Genomic DNA, 19,958 nt, shown 5'->3' on the forward strand with positions numbered 1-19,958 from the left:
GATGGGGCGCCGCGGCCCCGTGCAGGGCCGCGCATCGATAACCGATATTTACAACGAGACGACCATGACCCGCATCCACACCATCGCCCGCACGGGCTTCATTGCCGCCTTGCTGGCGTTGTCCGCACCGCTCTTTGCCGCCGAGGGCTGGACCACGCTCTTCAACGGCCGCGACCTGACGGGATGGACCACGTGGGTCAGCATGCAGCCGACGTCCGACAACATGAAGGCGCCGACGTCGGTACGCGGCGCGAACCACGATCCGAAGCACGTGTTTTCCGTCGTCGACGGCATGCTGCGGGTGTCCGGCGAGGAGTGGGGCGCCGTGTCCACGGTGGGCGACTACGAGAACTTCCACCTGAAGTTCGACGTGAAGTGGGGTGAGAAAAAATGGTTCCCGCGCCTCGCAGCGCCGCGCGACAGCGGCCTGTTGTACTACGCCGTCGGCCCGGACGGGGCGCAGAGCGGGCACTGGATGCGCAGCCACGAGTTCCAGATCCAGGAGGGTGATTGCGGCGATTACCACAGCCTCGATGGCGTGACGGTCGACGCGCACGTGGGCGACGCCAACCAGGGCGACTGGAAGTTCTACCGCTACGAGCCGGGTCTGCCGCTGCGGACAAGCCTGGCCGCGCGCATCCTGAAGCGGGGCAGCTACGAGAAGCCGGCCGGCGAATGGAACACGATGGAAGTGATCGCCGACGGCACGACGCTGATCCACATCGTCAACGGCCACGAGGTGCTGCGCGCCGAGAACTCGCGGCAGAAGGTGGATGGCCAATTCGTGCCGCTCACGCGCGGCAAGTTCTCGATCCAGTCCGAGGGGGCGGAGGCGTTCTTCCGCAATATCGTGGTGAAGAAGCTGGAGGAGTCGCCAAGGAAGGGCATGTAGAGAGAGTGTTAGGGCTGAGCACAGCGTGCCCTAGCCTGCGGGACCGCTGTCACGCAGCCTTACTCTAATTCCGCGGCGCGACGACGTCCAGCCAAGTGGTAATTTCCTTGGGTATCCTTAGGGCAGCTGGCACCGCGCGAATATCGAAGTCGACCGTTCGCTTCCTTCGGATGTGTACCGGAGTGAACGCGAGGTTCTCTGTCCTACTATTGTCCAGGAGGATTGCCGCGTCAGACACCAAGATGGCCTTATTGATCGCCTGTTGTGTACGCGGATATCGCTCGCGCAGCTTTTCCTCATCCACATCGTGCCCGCCCTTGAAAACGCGAGTCATCACCCGTCCGATGGAGAGTTCGGCACTTGTCAGCCCGACAAAGATCAGCAGCACGAAGTATCCAGCCTTCTGGAGGTCTCGAATGATGTCGATTTTGCTGGCATGGCGCCCATTCGGCAGCTTTTTCCAGTACGAGAATACTGTCTCAAAAGCGAAAGGAACTTTCTGGCTGATTGCTTGGGCGATAAAGCCCTGAACACCTTGCTGTGCAACGGCCATCCAGGAGGTATCCTTGTCTCTGAGCTGCTGCGCCCAGGGCCGCAGCTTTCCATCCGCGCCCGCTTCAGGCAGGATGGACAACATTAAGCGATCTGCATTGATCAGCGGGATCTGAAGGTCTTCCGCGACGTGTTCATACCAAAAGGTCGATTTTCCGCTGCCATTGTGTCCAGCCAACACGATAGCAAACGGTTTCTCCGCCGCATTTTTCAGGACTGCGCGCACCGCTTTGTCCGCCTGCGGCAGGGCTTGCCGTGCTACGTTCGACGCGCCTCTGGAAGGCGTGATCATTTTCTTCACTGTTCAGTTAGCGGAACAAATTGCCCCTGAATGAAGCGACCTCGCACTGACCTGCCGTTCAGCACGCGAACGACTAGTGAGGCGTCGCGAGGATCGGCCCGGAATATGGGCGTATCGGGAGTTTTCTGGAGACGAACGCCAGGCGAGACAAGCACTTTCTTCAATTGGCTGACAGCACGCTTTCCGGCCGCGAGTTGTTTCTTTACGGCGCTTTCCTCAGGCTTTGGGGCCACCACGGTAACCCCGCCAAAACGCACCGTCGTGCCGCGAACGACTTGGCCCTGAGGCTCGATCGTCATGCTGAAGCGGCCGTCGCGCTGAACGCCCCCAGCAGCTCTTTTCTTGGGTGATTTGATAGAGGTAGCCATGGTATCCATTGTACTCCTTCACGCGATAATCGGGTGTTTCGAAGATAGAAATGCCGAGCCTCTTCACGGCTGACCACTGCGATAAGTATTGTCATCAAGACGTCATCGGCGCTTCCTACAATGCCGGGCTTTCAACCAATGAAAGGCCCGCATGAGCAAGATCTCCCGCCCGCTGGAACCCGAGGACTTCGGCACCAACCAGTCCGGTAACCCGTATTTCGGCGATATCGTCAGCGCCAAACGCCGCACGATCCTCGTTGGCGGCCTCGGTACGGTAGCGCTATCTCTGTTTGGCTGCGGCGGGAGCGACGGCATCGACACGCCCGCGGTGCCAGGCGGCCCGACGCCGCCGGCCGAGCCGACAATTCCCCCCAACACGCTGAACTTCACGAGCGTATCGCGCACGCCGATGATCGCCGGCGACGACCTGATCGTCCCACCCGGCTACAAGTGGAGCGCGCTGACGAAGCAGGGCGACCCGATCGGCAGCACGCTGGGCGCGCCGGCGTTCCGCTCGACGGCCGCGAAGCGGTTCGACACGACGGGCGCGGAGGCCGAGCTGCAGTTCGGCGACAACCACGACGGCATGGCGTACTTCCCGCTGCCGTACGGCTCGAAGAGCAGCGACCGGGGCCTGCTGGCCATCAACCACGAGGCGGCGCGTGCCAACGTGATCAGCGGCTTCCGCTTTGTGGGCGTGACGGCGACGACGGATCCGGCCACGCTGGACCCGGCCGGCGAGACGGCGATGAACCCGGACGTGGTGCGCAAGCAGAAGGCCTTCCATGGCGTCTCGGTGGCGGAGGTGTACCGCGACAGCGCCGGCAAGTGGCAGGTGCAGGCCAATTCCACCTATGCGCGCAAGGTGCATGCGGACACGCCGATCGCGATCGGCGGCCCGGCGCGCGGTCACGCGGCGATGCGCACCGGCGCCGACCCGACGGGCACGCAGATGCGCGGCACGCTGGGCAACTGCGGCAGCGGCGCGACGCCGTGGGGCACCTACCTGACGTGCGAGGAGGACAGCCACAAGAACTACTTCGCGACCCGCGAAATGAAGGCGGACGACCCGCGCTTCCAGGACCCGCGCTGGGCGCGCTACAGCCTCGTGCCGGGCTATAACCGCGACTACACGTGGCACTTCGTCGACAAGCGCTTCGACCTGGCGGTGGAGCCGAACGAAACGAACCGCTTCGGCTGGATCGTCGAGATCGACCCGTACGACCCGAACTGGCAGCCGGTGAAGCGCACGGCGATGGGCCGCTTCGCGCACGAGAACGTGGCGCACCTCGTCAATGCGGACAAGCGCGTGGCGTTCTACATGGGCGACGACCAGAACTTCGACTACATCTACAAGTTCGTCACGGCGAAGGCAATGGACCCGGACAACCGCACGGCCAACCGCGGCCTGCTCGACGACGGCACGCTGTACGTGGCGAAGTTCAATGACGACGGCAGCGGCACGTGGATGCCGCTGATCCAGGGCCAGAATGGCCTGACGGCGGAAAACGGCTTTCCCGACCAGGCATCGGTGCTGATCTGGGCGCGCCTGGCGGCCGACAAGCTGGGCGCGACGCAGATGGACCGCCCCGAGTGGCTCGCTTCCGACGCGGGCAGCGGCTGGGTCTACGCGACGCTGTCGAACAACACGGGCCGCGGCAGCGCCACGGCGCCGGGCGGCACCACCGCCGCACCGCGCGCGGCGCAGCCGAAGAACGCGGCGAACCCGCGCGACAAGAACCTGCACGGCCACATCATCCGCCTGCGCGATGCGGGCGGCGACGTGACGGCCACGAAGTTCAGCTGGAACGTCGTCCTGCTGGCCGGCACCGGCACCAGCGACACGCCGGACCCGGCCAACAAGGGCACGATCAATGGCGACGCGTTCAGCTCCCCGGACAGCGTGATGTTCGATGCCTGGCAGCGGCTGTGGATCGGCTCCGACGCGGCCGACGCGCTGAAATCGTCCGACTGGACGGGCAAGGGCACCGACTGGTCGGGCCTGGGCGGCGACATGCTGCTGGCGATGGACACCCGCACGGGCCAGGTCAAGCGCTTCCTGCTCGCGCCGGACGGCGCCGAAGTGTGCGGCGCGCAGCTGACGCCGGACGGGCGCGCGCTGTTCGTCAACATCCAGCACCCGGGCACCGAACAGCCGCGCGACATCCCCGTCGAAGCGATGACGTGGCCGGACAAGATCCCCGTCGCGCAGGGCGGCGTCGTGCGTTCGACCACGGTGGTCATCACGCGCGAGGATGGCGGGGTGATCGGGATGTAATGTCAAGGCGCCGGCGGCGCTCAATTTCGACCCAACTGCAAAACCTGGGGTCAGACCCGCCGGGTCTGACCCCGGCTTCTGCGGTGGGTTGTTGCTTGCGCCGCCGACCCGCGACCACGTCCCTAAACGCCCATTCCGCCAATCCGGAACTGCCGCCGATACTGACCCCGGCTTCTGCCGTGGGTTGTTGCTTGCGCCGCCGACCCGCGACCACTTCCCTAAACGCCCATTCCGCCAATCCGGAACTGCCGCCGATACTCCGTCGGCGTCGTGCGCAGCGCCGTGCGGAAATGCTGGCGCAGCGACAGCGCCGTGCCGAACCCCGCCTCGGTGGCCACCAGCTCGATCGACGCGTCGCTGCTCTCCAACATGCGGCGCGCGTGGGCCAGCCGCTGGCCCAGCAGCCATTGCTTGAACGACGTGCCGGTGGCCTGCCGGAAGTGGCGGGTAAAGTGGCGCCGGCTCATCGCCGCGCGGGCGGCCAGCGCGTCGATGCTGTGCGGTTCGCGCAGGTGACGGGCGACCCAGCCCAGCACCTCCGAGAAGCGCCCTTCGGCGGGGTTCGACGGCACCGGGTGCTCGATGAACTGCGCCTGGCCGCCCTGGCGGTGCGGAGCGATCAGCAGCCGGCGCGCGACCTTGTTCGCCACGTCCGCGCCGCGCAGTTCACGCAGCAGGTGCAGGCAGCAATCCAGTCCCGCGGCGACGCCGCCGGACGTCAGCACGTCGCCTTCGTCGACGTACAGCACTTCCCGATCCACCTTCACTTGCGGATAGCGCGACGCCAGCGCGTCGGCCAGTTCCCAGTGCGTTGTCGCCTTCTTCCCGTCCAGCAGGCCCGCCTCCGCCACGGGGAACGCGCCCAGGCACAGGCCGACGACGCGCGCGCCGCGGGCGTGGGCGCGGCGCAGCGCGTCCAGCAGGGGAGGGGGCGCCGGGCGGAAGTCGATGTACCAGGCAGGCATCGCGACGATGTCCGCACCGTCGAGCGCTTCCAGGCCGTGATCGACGGCGATCGAAAAACCGGCCGAGGTGGCAAGCGGCGTCTTCTCCGCGGCGCAGACGATCACGTCGAACGCGCCGCCGAACACGAGGCAGGGTACGGACAGGTGGAAGGGCGTCATGCCGTCGAATGCGACGACGGCCACGCGGAGTGATTTGCTCATCATGGCCCGATTATACTGAAGGTTGGCCTTCGGGCCGCTTTTGCCGCTGGCCTTCGACCAGCACAATGCGTCTCATCAACGACACCACAGGAGAACGCCATGACCCGAATCGCCAAGCAGCTCGCCATCGCAGCCGCACTTGCCGCAACCGTTGCCACGTCCGCCACCGCCGGCTCCGTCGGCTTCCAGCAGATCCGTAACGCCACCGTCAAGATCACCTACGGCGGCACGACGTTCCTCGTCGACCCGATGCTGGCGAAGGCGGGGTCGTATCCGGCCTTCCAGGGCACGTACCACAGCGAGCTGCGCAACCCGACCGTCGAACTGCCGCTGCCGCTCGAGGATGTGATGCGGGCCGATGCCGTCATCGTCACGCATACCCACTTGGATCACTGGGACGATGGCGCGAAGGCCGCGCTGCCGAAGCACATTCCGCTGTTCGCGCAGAACGACGAGGATGCCGCCAGCATCCGCAAGGCCGGCTTCACGGACGTGCGCGTGCTGGGCCCCGACAGCGAATTCAAAGGCGTGCGCCTGACACCCGTCACGGGCCAGCACGGCACCGACCAGATCATGGCCGCGTTGGGCGAACGCCTCGGCAAGACGGTCGGCATCGTGTTCCGCCAGCCGGGCCACAAGACGGTGTATATCGCCGGGGACACGATCTGGACGCCGCAGGTGGCCGGCGCCATCGCGCAATACCGGCCGGACGTGATCGTGCTGAACACCGGGTACGCCCGCTTAAAGGCCTTCGACGGCTCGATCATCATGGGCAAGGAAGACGTCGAGCGGGCATACCATGCGGCGCCGCAGGCCACCATCATTGGCAGCCACATGGAGGCGCTGAACCACCTCACGCAGACGCGCCAGGACTTGAAGGATTACGTCGCGGAGAAGGGGCTGGATGCGCAGCGGGTGCTGGTGCCGGCTGACGGTGAAGCTTACCGGTTCTGATCCGGGAATGACCGGGGCGCGCGAGCGTGCGTCCCGGTGGACGGTTTATAATCGGCGCCCCGCAGCAACGCCTCAACGCATGTCGAACACCGTCTTCGCACCGCTCACCCTGCGCGCGCTCGCGCCAGGCGACCTGCCGCACCTGTTGAACATCCAGCTGGCCTGCTATGGCCCGGACTTCATCGAAAGCGCCGACGTGTACGCACGCCGACTGGCGAGCGCCGTCAACTGTTCGCTGGTGTGCGAGCGTGCCGGGGCGGTTTGCGCGTACCTGGCGGCCTACCGGTCGGTGCATGGCAAGGTGACCCCGCTGCACGGCGAATTCGAGCCTTCGGAGCGAACGCCCGACACGCTGTACCTGCACGACATGGCCGTGTTGCCGGCGTATGCGGGGCAGGGCCTGGCGCAGGCGCTGCTTGAACGGCTATGGGAGCAAGGCAGGGCGTGGGGGTTGCGGCATACCGCGCTGGTGTCCGTGCAGGACACGGAAGGCTTCTGGGCACGGCATGGTTACGTGCCGCAGTCGCTGCTTGACGAGGAGGAGCGCGCGCGGCTGGCCAGTTATGGCGCCGGCGCCGTGTACATGGCGCGGCCTCTCGCGAGTGTTTGACGCGTCCGCCGGCGCCACGGCCGGGGCGTTCCCATCGGGTTGCGTGCCCGCGGCAGGCCGTGGCGGAAGGCCGTGCCGGTGATTCCGCCACATGAGCGAAACGCGTTCGTACCCCGTTCGCAACAGCTTACAAATTCGGGACAAACGCGCAATTATCCAGTCTAAGATGCCTGTTGATGGTTGCCTTCGTGCCGCCTGCGCGGCCTGGGAGGCGTCCAGCAAGGTCGCGGACAGGGAGTGCCGGTATGTGGAACGACGAACACGATGCGGCGGCGGAGCGGCCCAGGCAGCGCGTACGATTGAAGCGGCCGCGCAAACCGGGCGCCGACCTGATGCGGGCAGGATTGGTCGTGCTGGCCCTGGTGATCATCGCCAGCTTCTTCGGCGATTGACCGAACGGCGCGGCCGCCACCGCGGCATTGCCGACATGCGGAGGGAGACGCAATGAAATTGCTCGGCAATATACTGATCTGGCTGGGCCTCTATGCGGTCTACGCCGGCAGTCTCGGCAGCCAGCAATACTCCTTCGGTTCGTTCCTGCTTCACGTGGCCTTCGGCGCCCCGTTTTTCCTCATCGGTTCATGGCTGGTCAGCATGAGCAACGGCGGCGTCCAGGTCGACCTGGACAGGCTTGCACAGGCCATCGCGGACGCGCAGGCATCGGAGCATGTCGTTTTCCTTTACTTACGCCCGTTCGACAGCACCAACGTGTACCGGATCCGGGACACCAGCCTGACCCTGTTTTCGGCCGAGCTCTGGGAGCGCGACGGGTTCGACGATATCGAACGATTACTGTCGAGAGCACTCGAGCGCACGGGCATCTTTCTCGCTCTCGGCAAGCCGGGCGAGCATCGCGGGGCAGGGCGAGCGGAACTCGCGGACGAGCACTGGCAGGCGAAAGTCGCCGGCTTGCTGGTGCGTAGCTCGGTACTGATACTCCTGCCGGCCCGGACGCCCGGCACGCTGTGGGAGATCGCACGTATCGTCGACGATGGGCACCTCGACAAGACTCTCTTCATCATGCCGCCCTCCGACGGTTCGCTGTACACGATGAGGGGCGACGAAGCGGACCACTGGGCCAGGACCCAGGAAGCGTGCAGCAAGCTGGGCTTGGACCTGCCGGTGTACCGGCCGGCGGGAGCGATCTTCAAGTACCTGGCCGGCGCCCGTCAATGGGCGATAACGGATCTTCCGGGCCCCGATCCCATCGCGTGGGCGGACCGCCTGCAGTTCATGCTGGACATCCCCGACATCCCCGACAGCGCCGCAAGCGCGTAGACGTCGATGTGGCGCGGCGGTTTGTCAGCGGCATCGGCAGGCCTATCGGCAGGCCTGTTTTATGCCGTCACCTCTTCATGCCGGCTGCCGCCCGCCCCCGTCCGTCACCGCGGCATCCGGCGGCTGCCGGTCCAGCATCTCGTCCATCCGGCCGTGCTTCAGGTAGACCGGGTCCAGCAGGTACAGATGCGCGTTGATGAACAGCGTGAAGCCCAGCACGGCTGCGCCAGCGGCGATCGCTGCCCACAGCAAGGTTGTCACCCAGGCCGGGGCGCCGCCGCGTTCCAGCCAGCCGGCCAGCGCGAGCGCGCCGCGCCACGCCAGGAATCCGAGCGCCACGCCGCCGGCCGCGATCAGCAGCGACCGGAACGGGGCGAGGAACACGGCTTTGCTGAACATGGACTTGCCGCGCGCGAGGATCGTGGCAAGCCTTTCGCGCGCCGGGTTGGCCGGATCGGCCGCGCTGGCCATCAGCTGTTCCAGGCGCAGGAAGTCCCACGGGCAGCGCGCGGTGTCCACATCGAGTCCCAGCGTGCCGGCGCTGTTGCGCAACTCGGTCTTGAAGGCGTGCTCCGTCATCAGGTAACCGGACAGCATCAGCGCATTCGCTTCGACCTCGGAGAACGCATCGAGGTCGGTGCGGACCGCGGCCAGATGCCGCTGCATGTCCGGCGCGATCCCGTATGGCAGGTTGCCGCTTTGTGCGAGCGCCGGCGGCATGTCCGGGCAGCCGATCCAGGCCAGCTCGTCGCGCGTCAGGTCCTTCTTCAGGTGGACGGCGAGGAAGCCGTCGACGGCGTGGTGGTCCTGCAGCGCGGCGAAATGCTGGTACGTCGTTTCGCGCCCGCGCTCCATCATGATTTTCGTCGAGCGGCTGTACACCATGAACCAGAGGGAGCAGGGGCGTGTCTGCTCCTCCATCTGGCCGCAGGCGTCGCTGCACAGCATGAACGTGCAGCCTTCCACCTGCAGGCTGCGCACGCCCTGGTTGTCGAACACCCCGCCGTCGACGAGGCGCAGCACGCGTTTCTGGTACAGCCCCGCAAGTTCCAGCGGCGCGAACAGCACCGGCACGCCGGACGACGCGGCGACGGCCGCGCCCAGCCCCACGTCACGCAGCTGCGGCGTGGGTGCGTCGGTGTAGTACAGGCGGCGATAGCGCCGCCGCCGGTCCGCGTGTTCGCTGACGAGGGCCGGCGGTTCGCCCATTCCCTTGGCGGTGAAGTGCCACGCATGGCCGGTGTTCAGCGAGGTGGCGTTCAGCAGCAGCGCTGGTACCTTGGCGGCGCGGCGCCAGTTGTCGAAGGCCGGAGAAAAGTCGGCGGTTTCGCCGCTCGGCTTGATCAGCAGCTCGCGCATCGGCAGCGCGGCCGCCTTGCCGCCTTCCGGCCGGTACAGGTAGCGCTCGTACAGCGCCCCCAGCCTGGCCGTGCGGTGTTTCCCCATCGGCCACTGGAACAGCATGCGCACGTTGCCGGCCAGGCTGCAGAACACGCGCATGCGCAGGTTCGCCGCGGTACGGGCCAGGAACTGCTTGCGCACGGTGTCCACCAGGTCGATGTAATCCTGGCGCCCGACCATGTCGTCGCGCCGCGCTTCCAGCAGCTTTTTCAGTTCGAGGTAGTACAGCGCGCCGACGATCGAGCCGCCCGACACGCACGAGATGACTTCCACGTGCCGCAGCAGATCCAGCTCAGCCAGCCGCGCCAGCACGCCGACGTGGTAGAAGGCGGCGCGCATACCGCCGCCGGACAGCGCCAGTCCCACCTTGCCGCGATAGGCGCCGAGGGCGCCGGCGGCGCGCTGCCCGAGCAGGCGATGCAGCGGCTTCCAGACGGGCGGCCACTGGCCGGGCGGCACGTCCCGCGGCGGCAGTGGCGTGCCATGCAGGCGCGCCAGTTTCACCAGCTGTTCGGTCGTGCTGCGCAGCTGCCATTCGGCGGGGCCGGTGGCGGCCGCGCGGGCCAGCCAGCCGGCTGCCGCCGTATCGTTGCCGAGGCCCCAGTGCGCTTCGGCCAGCGTGCAGTACAGCCAGTAGTCCGGCGCGCTGTGTTCCGCAAGCGGTTCCAGACGTGCGATCACGGCGTGGCGCAGCGCCGCCGCGTGCTCCCGGCGGGCGGGGTCGTCCAGCCGTGCCGCCAGCTGGTCCAGCACGAAGGCCGCGTTGACGCCGCCGTAGCCGCGGTCCTGCTCCGGATCGCGCTGCCACGCCGCCGCGTAATAGTGACATGCCATCAGCAGGTCCGGCGGCTGGCCGGCGAACTCGAAGCGGCGTTTGTGGATCGCGGCGGCCAGGCACAGTGTTTCCGTATTGCGCTGGTCCTCCTTGTCGAGGCCGAGTTCGCGCAGCAGCCCCAGTGCCGTGTCGAAGCGCTCGGCCGGCGGCAAGTGCTCGTTCTTGTATGTGCACATCGCCTGCTCGCGCAGCAGCGCCGGCGTGTGTTCCGGGTACTGGCCGCAGGCCAGCGCGCCTTTCAACAGCGCCGCGCCGAGACCGAATTCATGCTCGGCCTTCAGCTGCGCGAGCAGCGCCGTCACGCCGCCGACGGACGCTGGCCAAGGCGCCTTCGCTTCCAGCATGGGTTTGAGTGTCGCCAGCAGGGCGCGCATTGCGGGGGTGTCGGTCGCCATCACGTGCTCCTGAGGCAGCGGTGGAAGGAAGGGGCACCGCGGCGCGTCAGCGGGACCCGGTACGTAGCGCCGCGCTCCTGGCGCGCAGTTGCGCAATGAGGTCCGCGTACCACGGCTGCGCGCGCCCAATGGCTCGCCGCGCGTCGGCGATGAAGGTGAGATTGGCCGCCGTGGTATCCGGTTCCCATGCCTCGCGCGCCCGGTTCAGGACGGCGCCCATGCAACGCTGCGCGGCGGGCCGGTCGTCCCGCAGCACGTGCAATTCCAGCATGGTGGCATGGTTCCAGTAATCCTCCGGCGCGGCGGCGAGGCGCCGCCTTGCCGCATACAACACCACTGGCAGCAGTTCGGCACGCTCCGCGTCCTGCTCCGCCGCGCACTCCATCAGCGTCAGCAGGTTGATGCCGGGATAGGTGTCGCGCCAGTCGGATTCGAATCCCTGCCGGTAGACGTCGATGGCGGCGCGCAGCCAGCCATCCGCCTCGGCCACGCGGCCTTGCGCGGCGGCTTGCTGCCAGCGCCCCTTGTACACACGGCCCAGCAAGCCGCACGTTTCGCTGTTCGGGCCCCGTTCGCGCAGCAGGTCGCGCAGCATCCGTTCGGCGGCGTCGTCGTCGCCCGCGCGGTTCAGCGCGAACGCTTGTTGCTCGCGCACGAGTACCGTGCGGTCGAGCGGAGCGGGCAGCAATTCGACAAGCCGCAGCATGTCGTGCCACGCTTCCGTGGCGCGGTAGGACAGCAGCAGGTCGACCAGGATGCCGGCTTCCGCATCGGCGAGTCCGGTAGTACCCTGCTGCCGCAGCTCGGCATCGATGTCGCGTTCCACCTGCCACACCGCGTCGCGCCCGTTGCGGCGGGCGGATGCCAGCCGGGTCTTGACTCCCTGCGAGTAGGCGACCCGGCCGCGGAAGACATCCGTCTTGTCGCGCTGGATGTCCGGGTAGTCGTTCAGCAGCTGATACAGGGGGCTGTCGATCACCGGGCGGCGGCTGTTCCTGAGCAGCGTGCCGATGCGTTGCGATGTACCGGCCGCATCTGCCGGCGTGCCATCGGCCTGCAGCAGGTAGGGCAGCGCGCGCAGCGCCGCGACATCGAACGGCAGCATGCCGCCCTCGGCAAACAGCAGGATCGTCGTGTGCGGGCGGGCGGCGTGGCGTACGCCCAGCTCGTAAAACACGTTCGCATTCGCGCCGGTGAGATCGGCGATCGCGAAATCGCACAGCACCAGGCGTTCGAACATCGGCTTGTGGATGATGCCGCCGGCCGCTTCCTCGTCGGCCCGCAGGCTCTCCATCCCGGCCGCCGTGATCGCCGGCAGAATCGCCTGCCGGTAGACGGCGTCGAAATCGATGGTCCGCCCATGCGCATCGGCCTTCCTGCCGAACGGCATCAGGACAAAACACAGTGGCTTCATGGCGTCTCCCGGATGAGCGCCCCGTGTGCGTGGCACGCAGGCCGGGCGCGGCCACTGCGCCGGACGATGCCGCAGCCGGCGAAGTGGCTATCCGTACACGCTAAGCTGTGCGAGGCGGGCAGTCAACGGCGACCGGCATGGTGACGTCGCGCCGCCACAACGGGGGCACCGCCTCAGGCGATATCCACGTCCTGGTTCGCTTCCCCATACGGATACAGCGTGACGATGCGCCCGTCGTCGTCATAAAACAGCTCCGTCACCTTCACGGAACGCAGGTGCGTCACGCCTTCGGACAGGCTGCTGTCGTGGTAATACAGGTACCAGCGCCCATCCACCTCGACGATCGAGTGGTGCGTCGTCCAGCCGATCACCGGGGTCAGGATCTTGCCCTGGTACGTGAACGGGCCGTACGGACTGTCGCTGGTGGCGTAGCACAGGAAGTGCGTGTCCCCGGTCGAGTACGAGAAGTAGTACTTGCCGCGGTACTTGTGCATCCACGGGCCTTCGAAGTAGCGCCGTTCGTGGTCGCCGGCCAGCAGTTCCTTGCCGTCTTCGTCGAGGATGACGACGGCGCGTGGCGCTTCCGCGAACTGCTTCATGTCGTCGGCCAGGCGGGCCACGCGCGCGGTCAGCGCCGGTTCGTGCGCGCTCGGCTCCTCGTTGGCGGCATCGAAGCGGTTGTCGCGGTACTTCTGCAGCTGGCCGCCCCAGATGCCGCCGAAGTACATGTAATGGACGCCGGCGTCCTCGAACACTGCCGGGTCGATCGAATAACTGCCTTCGATCGGCAGCGCCTCCGGCGTGAACGGGCCGGCCGGGCTGTTCGACGTGGCGACGCCGATCTGGAAGATGCCGTCCGCGCGCTTGGCGGGGAAGTACAGGTAGTACGTGCCGTCCTTGCGGGCCGCGTCCGGGGCCCACATCTGGCGGGTTGCCCACGGCACGTCCTTCACGTGCAGCGCCACGCCATGGTCCACCACTTCACCGTCCGGGCGGTCCATCGACAGCACGTGGTAGTCCTCCATCGCGAAGTGGTCGCCGTTGTCGTTGAACGGGATGCCCGCTTCGATGTCGTGCGAAGGGTAGATGTAGATGCGGCCGTCGAACACGTGGGCCGACGGATCGGCCGTATAGATGTGCGTGACGAGCGGTTGCGAGATCGCGTGCGCCTTCAACTGCTGCACGCGGGCCTGGTTCGGATTCTCTGCCATGGGATACCTTGTGTTGAAATGGGGTCAGCGTTGCGCGGCGGCGCGGCGCAGGCCGAGTTCATGTTCGATCGTGCGCTCCGTCGACTTCCTGATCTCGTAGAACGCCAGGCAGGCGACCGCCAGCAGGAACGGGATGCCGGCGTAGACGCTGACCGCCAGGCGGATGCCGTCGACGACGCGCGGGGCCTGCGTCGTCAGCGCCGCGTCGTAGCCGAAGCCCGACAGCAGTGCGGCGACAAGGGCGCCGCCGGTCGACAGGCCGGCCTTCAGGCCGAAGATCATCGCGGAGAACAGCAGCGCGGTGGCGCGGCGGTTGTTCTTCCATTCCGAGTAGTCGGCCACGTCGGCGATCATCGCCCACAGCAGCGGGATCGTGACGCCGTAGAAGAAGCCGTGGAGCAGCTGCGACAGGAACACGATGCCGATCGACGTGGGCGCGTAGAAGTAGAACGCCAGCATGAACAGCGTGGAGATGAACAGCGCGATGCCGAACACCTCGCGCTTGCCGAAGCGGTCCGCCAGCGGGCGCGAGAAGCCGATCCCGATGATCATCATCACGATGCCGATCGCGTTGAACACGCTGAACGCGGACGTCGGCGCATCTTCCGGCCACTGGAACGCGGTCAGGCCCATTCCCGCCAATGCGCCGTTCAAGCCGGCGATGAAACCGTTGAAGCCCACGTCCTGCAGGAACGCTGCCAGGTGCGGCGCCGACAGGTAGCTGCGGAAGTAGTAGATGTACATGCCGCCCTTCAGCGCGAGCGTGACGAAGACGAGGATCGTCACGACGAGCATCACGACCCACGGCTTGTTGCGCAGCAGGTCGGCGATGTCCTGGCCGATCGACGAGCGCTGCTCGGCCGTCGGCACGATGCGTTCGCGCGTCGTGAAGAACGTGATCAGGAAGCACACGGTGCCGGCGATCGCGAACACGATCATCGTGTTCTGGAAGCCGGCCACCTTGTCGCCGCCGCCGAGGATCAGCACCAGCGGCAGCAGCAGCACCTGGATGATGAACTGCGCGACCATCACGGCGACGAAGCGGTACGACGACAGGCTGTTCCGCTCGCTCATGCTGCCCGTCAGCACGCCGGACAGCGCGGAGTAGGGCAGGTTGTTGGCCGAGTAGATCAGCATCAGCAGCACGTAGGTCAGCGTGGCGTAGATGATCTTGCCCTGGTTGCCGAAGTCCGGCGTGCTGAAGGCAAGGATCGCGACGAGGCCGAACGGCACGGCCGTCCACAGGATCCACGGCCGGAACTTGCCCCAGCGCGTGGCGGTGCGGTCGGCGATCAGGCCCATGATGGGATTGAAGCAGGCGCCGACGATGCCGCCGGCGAAGATGATCGTGGCCGCGGCGTTCGCCGAGATCTTGAACACGTCCGTGTAGTAGAACGCGATGAAGGTCAGCAGGGTCTGGAAGATCAGGTTCGCGGCCAGGTCGCCCAGGCAGTACCCAACCTTTTCCGTGACCGAGAGCCGCGCGTTGGCGCTGTCTGTCGTGTTGGTCATGATGTCTCGCTTTATCGTTATCGGGGTTGGCCGCTTGTCGCTGCGGGGATGTTAGAGAACACCGCACCGCAGCAAAATGAATAGCGCAACCATTGCCTTATCTTAGCGCATTTGTGGTCGCGCGGGAAAGCTTATCTGATGTTGTTGGTTGCGCTAACGGTATTGACGGTGCGGACGGCCGGCACGGTCCTGGTCCGTGGCGGACGCGGCCAGCGACGGGAATAGGGAGGGCGTGCGCACGATGCACGCGTGCTAACATCGGCATTCTTTATCGCCGTGCCTGTCGTCTGACTGGGAGAATGCAAGCCGTGACAACACACACTCGGTATCGTTTGCGCTGGCTGTATGGGACGTTGGTGGCCGTTGCGTGCGCGGGCTGGTTCGTGGATCCGACCATTTCGCTGATCGTGGTGGTTGCGGCTTGTTATGCGGCCGGCATCGCGGTAATGGGATGGTTTTATACCGTGCCGGGAGAACAATACAGGAAGCTGCCCGCCGCCGTGCTGCTGGCACTGGCGTTCGCGGGGATCGCCGGCGCGGTGATCTGTTACTTCGTCGAAAAGCGGATCGAGTGGCCAAGCTTCCTGCTGGCGATGGGGATCGAGTGTCTGCGTACGCTGATCAAGGACCAGGACGGCAAGGTCCGCAGTACGGTCTGACGTACGGATTGTTTCCAGATATTCACAAAGTTGATCACAGGCATGCTGGAAATAAAGTGGCGCGAGGGGAGGCGGCATGGGATGATTCACCTGTCTCCTCCAATCCTCTCCGAGAATTGGAATTCAGCCGGCTTCTAGCCGGCTTTTTTTTTGCGCGGATAGTCCGCCCTTGGGATCGCAGATGGAGTTGGTATGCGTGGAGGCGATGCTGTGGCTGCGGCAGCCAACCCGACTAGTCGGGCGGTTCTCCGGGCCGTATGGTCAGGTGCCTGGCTGCGTGATCAGCGCCAGAATTCCCACCAGCGCTGCGTCGCATCCGCAGCGGGCTCGGGCACCGCGGGCAGATCCGTCGGGGTCGCGGGCCAGCCACCGATTCTTGAATCTGGCACGATGTCAGCGGGCATCGGCCCGATGTTCGACGCGCCGTACGTTACGTCTACCCAGCTCAGATTGCCACGTTCGTCGGTAAACAACAGGATGTCGATCTCTTCCGGATAGTTGGACGTGAACGCTACTTCGTAAAACACGCCGGCGCCATCCTGCAGCCGCTGGACCTTGGCCTCAACCGGTACGGCAAACGCAAACCCCTCACACCCACACTCGCAAAGCTCTCGGACAGAACCGGCGGCAATCTGGCTGCGCAATGCTTCGCCAAAAGGCAGGTCCTGGGTCAGCAGGAAGCTTAGCCAATCGGTTGCACGTTGTCGGGAGTTCGCCATCGGTCGCAGTCTACGGCAGTCATTCATTCGCCCGCAAGGGACGGCCGATCACCGCAACGCCGGATACGTAAACAGCAAAAAATGCGCCGCATTGAGCGCGAAGTGCGTCAGGATCGCCGCCTCGATACCGCCACGCCGATAGGCCAGGCCATAGCCGATGCCAGCCAATGTCGCGAGCACGACGAGCGGCGCGCCGCCATACCCATGCGCGATCCCGAACAGCACGGAGGCGGCGCCAATCGCGATCGCACTGCCATGCCGGCGCGCTGCGAGCGCATCGCTGAGCCGCGCCTGGATCAACGCGCGGAAGAACGCTTCCTCCGCGAGGCACGTGGTGAACAGGTTCAGCGCGAGGAACAGGGGCGCCGCGTCGATCCACTTCGGGTCCGGCCCGACGACGCCGATCGCCCATCCCGCCGCCAGCACGAGCACGGGCGTCAGCACGATGATGGGGTAGGCGCGGCCCACGCCGCGCCAGCCGGCCAGCGAGCGCGCGGGCGCGGCAAACGTGGCGCACAGCAGGATGCCGGCGGCCGTCTTGTCCAGGTTGAAGTACAGCGACACGGGTTTGGCACCCGCGCCGATCGTCACCTTGTCCAGCAACAGGGGATTGGCGAACCCTGGCACCAGATGCAGCGCGAGCGCCAGCGACAGCACGACGATCGCCGCCAGCGCAAGTCCCTTGGCGGCCCGGCCGGACGCGCGCTGCCACAGCAGGCACAATGCGGCCAACACGACGAGGGCGAGCACGCCCACCGGGCCGATTGCGCCCAGCGCTACCGCCACGACGACCGCCAGCGCGAGGCAGGGCGCCCATGCGGGCACGCGGCCAAACGGCGGGCACCACAGCGAGAGCACGGCAAGCAGCCACGTGGCCGCCAGGGGCCAGAAGGTCGTCGGGAGGGCGTTCATCGTTATCCTTGTTGTCGGGTGTGCGGAATTATAGTCAATCAGTCAACCCGACCGATAGTGCCGCGGCCATTGCGGCCTGGGCGCCGGGCCGTCAGAATGGCGCATTGCCCATCGCTCCAGAGACCCATGTTCGAGATCAGCCAGCTCCGCTGCTTTGTCGCCGTCGCCGAGGAACTGCATTTTTCGCGCGCGGCGGAACGCCTGAACATGACGCAGCCGCCGCTGTCGCGCCAGATCCGGCTGCTGGAGCACCATGTCGGCGCCCAGCTCCTCGAGCGCAACAGCCGCACCGTGCGCCTGACGGTCGCCGGCAAGGCGTTCTTTCCCGAAGCGGCGCGCATCCTGCGCATGGCCGACGAGGCGGTGTTCACGGCGCGCCGCGCCGCCAAGGGCGAGCAGGGCACGCTGGCCATCGGCTTCACGTCCGCATCCGGCTACAGCCTGCTGCCGGAAGTGGTGAGCCGGCTGCGCGAGCGCGCGCCCGGCGTGGCGCTGACGTTGAAGGAGCTGGTCAGCACGATGCAGGTCGAGGCGCTGAACGCGGGCCAGCTGGACCTGGGCCTGATGCGGCCGCACCCGATCAACCCGGAACTGGACAGCACGCTGATCACGACCGAGGCGCTGATGCTGGCGATCCCCGCCCGCGAGGCGGCGCTGTGGCCCGAGGCCCCGACATTGGCGAGCCTGCACGGCAAGCCGTTCGTGATGTACTCGCCGTACGAGGCACGCCCGTTTTACCAGATGCTGACGGAGCGCTTCGAGCGGGCCGGCGTGGTGCCGGACATCGTCGAACACATCGGCCAGGTGCACACGATGCTGGCGCTGGTGCGCGCGGGGATCGGCGCGGCGCTGATCGCCGAGGGCGCGTCGCGCCTGCAGTTCGACGGCATCGTGATGCGCCGGATGGCGACGGAGCCTGTCGAAACGGTGTGCACATGGCGGCGCGACAACGACAATCCCGTGCTGCGGCTGTTCCGCGACGAGGTGCTGCCGACATTCCGGGCACGTTAGTCGATTCAATTCCTGTATCGATCAGTACAGTGATTGGTTTGTCGGGTGAGCCATACGGGCATATGATTTTCCTGCGTCCTCAGACGACAACAACAGGAGACAACCGTGGAACACGCACCATCCATTGCCGCCGCATCGGCCGGCGTCCAGACGCGCGCACGCTGGAGCATCCTCGCGATGCTGTTCGCCGTCACCACCATCAACTACGCGGACCGGGCGACGATCTCGATCGCCGGACCCGGCATCAAGAGTGCGCTGGGCCTCGATTCCGTGCAGATGGGCTTTGTCTTCTCCGCGTTCGCCTGGTCCTACGTGCTGGCGCAACTGCCGGGCGGCTGGCTGCTGGACCGCTTCGGTTCGAAGATCACGTACTTCTTCAGCATTTTCCTGTGGTCGCTGTTCACGGTCATGACGGGCGCCGTGGGCTTCTTTACCGGCGGTGCCGCCGTGGCGCTGCTGATCGCGCTGCGCCTCCTGGTCGGCGCCGCCGAAGCGCCTTCGTTCCCCGGTAACAGCCGCATCGCGTCGGCCTGGTTCCCCACCCACGAGCGGGGCCTGGCGGCCGCCGTCTTCAATTCGGCGCAGTACTTCGCCACCGTGCTGTTCGCGCCGATCATGGGCTGGCTGGTGCACTCGTATGGCTGGCCCAGCGTGTTCTACGTGATGGGCGGCCTCGGTATCCTGATGGCGTTCCTGTGGCTGAAGGTGATCCACGGGCCGCGCCAGCACCCCGGCATCAACCAGGGCGAGCTGCAATACATCCAGCAGGGCGGCGCGCTCGTCGACCTGGAAAGCGGCCAGGGGCAACAGCGCGGCGCCGGGAAGCCCGCCGCGCAGGTGAACACGCTGGCCGCGATTCGCGAGTTGCTGTCGAACCGCATGCTGCTGGGCGTGTACGTGGCGCAGTACTGCATCACGACACTGACCTATTTCTTCCTCACGTGGTTCCCCGTCTACCTCGTGCAGGAACGGGGCATGACGATCCTGAAGGCGGGCTTCGTCGCTTCGCTGCCCGCCATTGCTGGCTTCCTGGGCGGGATCGCCGGCGGCTGGATGTCGGATCGTCTCAGCAAGCGTGGCCACTCGCTGTCCGTCGCACGCAAGGTACCGATCGTCGTCGGCATGCTGCTGTCGATGAGCATGATCGCCTGTAACTACATCCAGGCCGACATGCTGGTCGTGGCCGTGATGTCGCTGGCGTTCTTCGGCAAGGGCATCGGCGCGCTGGGCTGGGCCGTCGTCTCCGACACGTCGCCGAAGGAAGCGGGCGGCCTGTCCGGCGCGCTGTTCAACACGTTCGGCAACACGGCCGGCATCACGACGCCGATCGTGATCGGCTACATCGTGCAGAATACCGGTTCGTTCGCCGGTGCGCTCGTCTACGTCGGCGCCAACGCGGCCGTGGCGATCTTCTGCTACCTGTTCATCGTCGGCGACATCAAGCGCGTGACCTTGACGAACTCCTTGATCAAGTAATCAACCGAAACCAC

General features: G+C 66.3%; 18 protein-coding genes. 9 read left to right on the plus strand and 9 right to left on the minus strand.

Annotated features, from left to right (window positions below):
- Positions 1-64 precede the first annotated feature (64 nt).
- Positions 65-892, plus strand: coding sequence for a 3-keto-disaccharide hydrolase (locus tag IP92_RS08015; RefSeq protein ID WP_199271883.1), 828 nt, complete (start codon positions 65-67; stop codon positions 890-892).
- 64 nt (positions 893-956) lie between these two features.
- Here the strand turns inward: IP92_RS08015 and IP92_RS08020 are convergent, their stop codons facing one another.
- Positions 957-1,736 carry an ATPase gene (locus tag IP92_RS08020; protein WP_145873984.1) on the minus strand — a complete coding sequence of 260 codons (780 nt, stop codon included), beginning with the start codon at positions 1,734-1,736 and terminating at the stop codon, positions 957-959.
- A gap of 5 nt (positions 1,737-1,741) precedes the next feature.
- The gene (locus tag IP92_RS08025; protein ID WP_145873985.1) at positions 1,742-2,122 is read right to left on the minus strand and encodes a hypothetical protein; all 381 of its coding nucleotides are present in this window, start codon (positions 2,120-2,122) and stop codon (positions 1,742-1,744) included.
- A gap of 142 nt (positions 2,123-2,264) precedes the next feature.
- On the opposite strand from IP92_RS08025, the gene IP92_RS08030 reads away from it, so the two are divergent.
- Complete coding sequence (locus IP92_RS08030) at positions 2,265-4,391, plus strand: PhoX family protein (RefSeq protein ID WP_145873986.1); 2,127 nt, start codon at positions 2,265-2,267, stop codon at positions 4,389-4,391.
- 218 nt (positions 4,392-4,609) lie between these two features.
- Here IP92_RS08030 and IP92_RS08035 read toward each other — a convergent pair whose 3' ends face one another.
- Positions 4,610-5,560 carry a GlxA family transcriptional regulator gene (locus tag IP92_RS08035; RefSeq protein ID WP_145873987.1) on the minus strand — a complete coding sequence of 317 codons (951 nt, stop codon included), beginning with the start codon at positions 5,558-5,560 and terminating at the stop codon, positions 4,610-4,612.
- A gap of 96 nt (positions 5,561-5,656) precedes the next feature.
- Here IP92_RS08035 and IP92_RS08040 point away from each other — a divergent pair, with 96 nt between their 5' ends.
- From IP92_RS08040 to IP92_RS08050, 4 genes are all read left to right on the plus strand, one after another.
- Positions 5,657-6,511: an MBL fold metallo-hydrolase gene (locus IP92_RS08040; RefSeq protein WP_145873988.1), complete on the plus strand. Its 855-nt coding sequence runs from the start codon at positions 5,657-5,659 to the stop codon at positions 6,509-6,511.
- Between the two features lie 79 nt (positions 6,512-6,590).
- Complete coding sequence (locus IP92_RS08045) at positions 6,591-7,121, plus strand: GNAT family N-acetyltransferase (protein ID WP_145873989.1); 531 nt, start codon at positions 6,591-6,593, stop codon at positions 7,119-7,121.
- Between the two features lie 245 nt (positions 7,122-7,366).
- Positions 7,367-7,513 carry a hypothetical protein gene (locus IP92_RS29855; RefSeq protein WP_158206669.1) on the plus strand — a complete coding sequence of 49 codons (147 nt, stop codon included), beginning with the start codon at positions 7,367-7,369 and terminating at the stop codon, positions 7,511-7,513.
- A gap of 52 nt (positions 7,514-7,565) precedes the next feature.
- Positions 7,566-8,399 (plus strand): hypothetical protein, encoded by an 834-nt coding sequence (locus tag IP92_RS08050; RefSeq protein WP_145873990.1) that lies wholly within the window; start codon positions 7,566-7,568, stop codon positions 8,397-8,399.
- 75 nt (positions 8,400-8,474) lie between these two features.
- Here IP92_RS08050 and IP92_RS08055 read toward each other — a convergent pair whose 3' ends face one another.
- From IP92_RS08055 to IP92_RS08070, 4 genes are all read right to left on the minus strand, one after another.
- Complete coding sequence (locus tag IP92_RS08055) at positions 8,475-11,030, minus strand: patatin-like phospholipase family protein (RefSeq protein WP_145873991.1); 2,556 nt, start codon at positions 11,028-11,030, stop codon at positions 8,475-8,477.
- A 46-nt stretch (positions 11,031-11,076) separates the two neighbouring features.
- The gene (locus IP92_RS08060) at positions 11,077-12,444 is read right to left on the minus strand and encodes a TRAFs-binding domain-containing protein (protein WP_145873992.1); all 1,368 of its coding nucleotides are present in this window, start codon (positions 12,442-12,444) and stop codon (positions 11,077-11,079) included.
- 173 nt (positions 12,445-12,617) lie between these two features.
- Positions 12,618-13,655 carry a glycoside hydrolase family 43 protein gene (locus IP92_RS08065; protein WP_145873993.1) on the minus strand — a complete coding sequence of 346 codons (1,038 nt, stop codon included), beginning with the start codon at positions 13,653-13,655 and terminating at the stop codon, positions 12,618-12,620.
- 24 nt (positions 13,656-13,679) lie between these two features.
- Complete coding sequence (locus tag IP92_RS08070; protein WP_145873994.1) at positions 13,680-15,167, minus strand: MFS transporter; 1,488 nt, start codon at positions 15,165-15,167, stop codon at positions 13,680-13,682.
- A gap of 383 nt (positions 15,168-15,550) precedes the next feature.
- Here IP92_RS08070 and IP92_RS08075 point away from each other — a divergent pair, with 383 nt between their 5' ends.
- Positions 15,551-15,826, plus strand: a complete 276-nt coding sequence (locus IP92_RS08075; RefSeq protein ID WP_145873995.1) for a hypothetical protein — start codon at positions 15,551-15,553, stop codon at positions 15,824-15,826.
- Between the two features lie 281 nt (positions 15,827-16,107).
- Here the strand turns inward: IP92_RS08075 and IP92_RS08080 are convergent, their stop codons facing one another.
- Together IP92_RS08080 and IP92_RS08085 are read right to left on the minus strand one after the other, a co-directional pair.
- Complete coding sequence (locus IP92_RS08080; protein ID WP_145873996.1) at positions 16,108-16,545, minus strand: hypothetical protein; 438 nt, start codon at positions 16,543-16,545, stop codon at positions 16,108-16,110.
- 48 nt (positions 16,546-16,593) lie between these two features.
- On the minus strand, positions 16,594-17,457 hold the full coding sequence (locus IP92_RS08085; RefSeq protein ID WP_145873997.1) for a CPBP family intramembrane glutamic endopeptidase: 864 nt from the start codon (positions 17,455-17,457) through the stop codon (positions 16,594-16,596).
- A 126-nt stretch (positions 17,458-17,583) separates the two neighbouring features.
- Between IP92_RS08085 and IP92_RS08090 the strand changes: the two genes are divergently transcribed.
- Entirely contained in the window at positions 17,584-18,468 is an 885-nt protein-coding gene (locus IP92_RS08090) for a LysR substrate-binding domain-containing protein (RefSeq protein WP_145873998.1), read from the plus strand.
- Positions 18,469-18,645: 177 nt separating this feature from the next.
- Positions 18,646-19,944, plus strand: coding sequence for an MFS transporter (locus tag IP92_RS08095; protein WP_145874094.1), 1,299 nt, complete (start codon positions 18,646-18,648; stop codon positions 19,942-19,944).
- Positions 19,945-19,958: the final 14 nt, after the last annotated feature.

The sequence above is a fragment of the Pseudoduganella flava genome (assembly GCF_007830495.1).
In the GTDB taxonomy this organism is placed as follows: Bacteria; Pseudomonadota; Gammaproteobacteria; order Burkholderiales; family Burkholderiaceae_D; genus Rugamonas; species Rugamonas flava.

Coding starts and splice junctions, on each gene's coding strand:
- IP92_RS08015 (WP_199271883.1), top strand. CDS start 65: ATGACCCGCATCCACACCATCGCCCGCACGGGCTTCATTGCCGCCTTG.
- IP92_RS08020 (WP_145873984.1), bottom strand. CDS start 1,736: ATGATCACGCCTTCCAGAGGCGCGTCGAACGTAGCACGGCAAGCCCTG.
- IP92_RS08025 (WP_145873985.1), bottom strand. CDS start 2,122: ATGGATACCATGGCTACCTCTATCAAATCACCCAAGAAAAGAGCTGCT.
- IP92_RS08030 (WP_145873986.1), top strand. CDS start 2,265: ATGAGCAAGATCTCCCGCCCGCTGGAACCCGAGGACTTCGGCACCAAC.
- IP92_RS08035 (WP_145873987.1), bottom strand. CDS start 5,560: ATGATGAGCAAATCACTCCGCGTGGCCGTCGTCGCATTCGACGGCATG.
- IP92_RS08040 (WP_145873988.1), top strand. CDS start 5,657: ATGACCCGAATCGCCAAGCAGCTCGCCATCGCAGCCGCACTTGCCGCA.
- IP92_RS08045 (WP_145873989.1), top strand. CDS start 6,591: ATGTCGAACACCGTCTTCGCACCGCTCACCCTGCGCGCGCTCGCGCCA.
- IP92_RS29855 (WP_158206669.1), top strand. CDS start 7,367: ATGTGGAACGACGAACACGATGCGGCGGCGGAGCGGCCCAGGCAGCGC.
- IP92_RS08050 (WP_145873990.1), top strand. CDS start 7,566: ATGAAATTGCTCGGCAATATACTGATCTGGCTGGGCCTCTATGCGGTC.
- IP92_RS08055 (WP_145873991.1), bottom strand. CDS start 11,030: ATGGCGACCGACACCCCCGCAATGCGCGCCCTGCTGGCGACACTCAAA.
- IP92_RS08060 (WP_145873992.1), bottom strand. CDS start 12,444: ATGAAGCCACTGTGTTTTGTCCTGATGCCGTTCGGCAGGAAGGCCGAT.
- IP92_RS08065 (WP_145873993.1), bottom strand. CDS start 13,655: ATGGCAGAGAATCCGAACCAGGCCCGCGTGCAGCAGTTGAAGGCGCAC.
- IP92_RS08070 (WP_145873994.1), bottom strand. CDS start 15,167: ATGACCAACACGACAGACAGCGCCAACGCGCGGCTCTCGGTCACGGAA.
- IP92_RS08080 (WP_145873996.1), bottom strand. CDS start 16,545: ATGGCGAACTCCCGACAACGTGCAACCGATTGGCTAAGCTTCCTGCTG.
- IP92_RS08085 (WP_145873997.1), bottom strand. CDS start 17,457: ATGAACGCCCTCCCGACGACCTTCTGGCCCCTGGCGGCCACGTGGCTG.
- IP92_RS08090 (WP_145873998.1), top strand. CDS start 17,584: ATGTTCGAGATCAGCCAGCTCCGCTGCTTTGTCGCCGTCGCCGAGGAA.
- IP92_RS08095 (WP_145874094.1), top strand. CDS start 18,646: ATGCTGTTCGCCGTCACCACCATCAACTACGCGGACCGGGCGACGATC.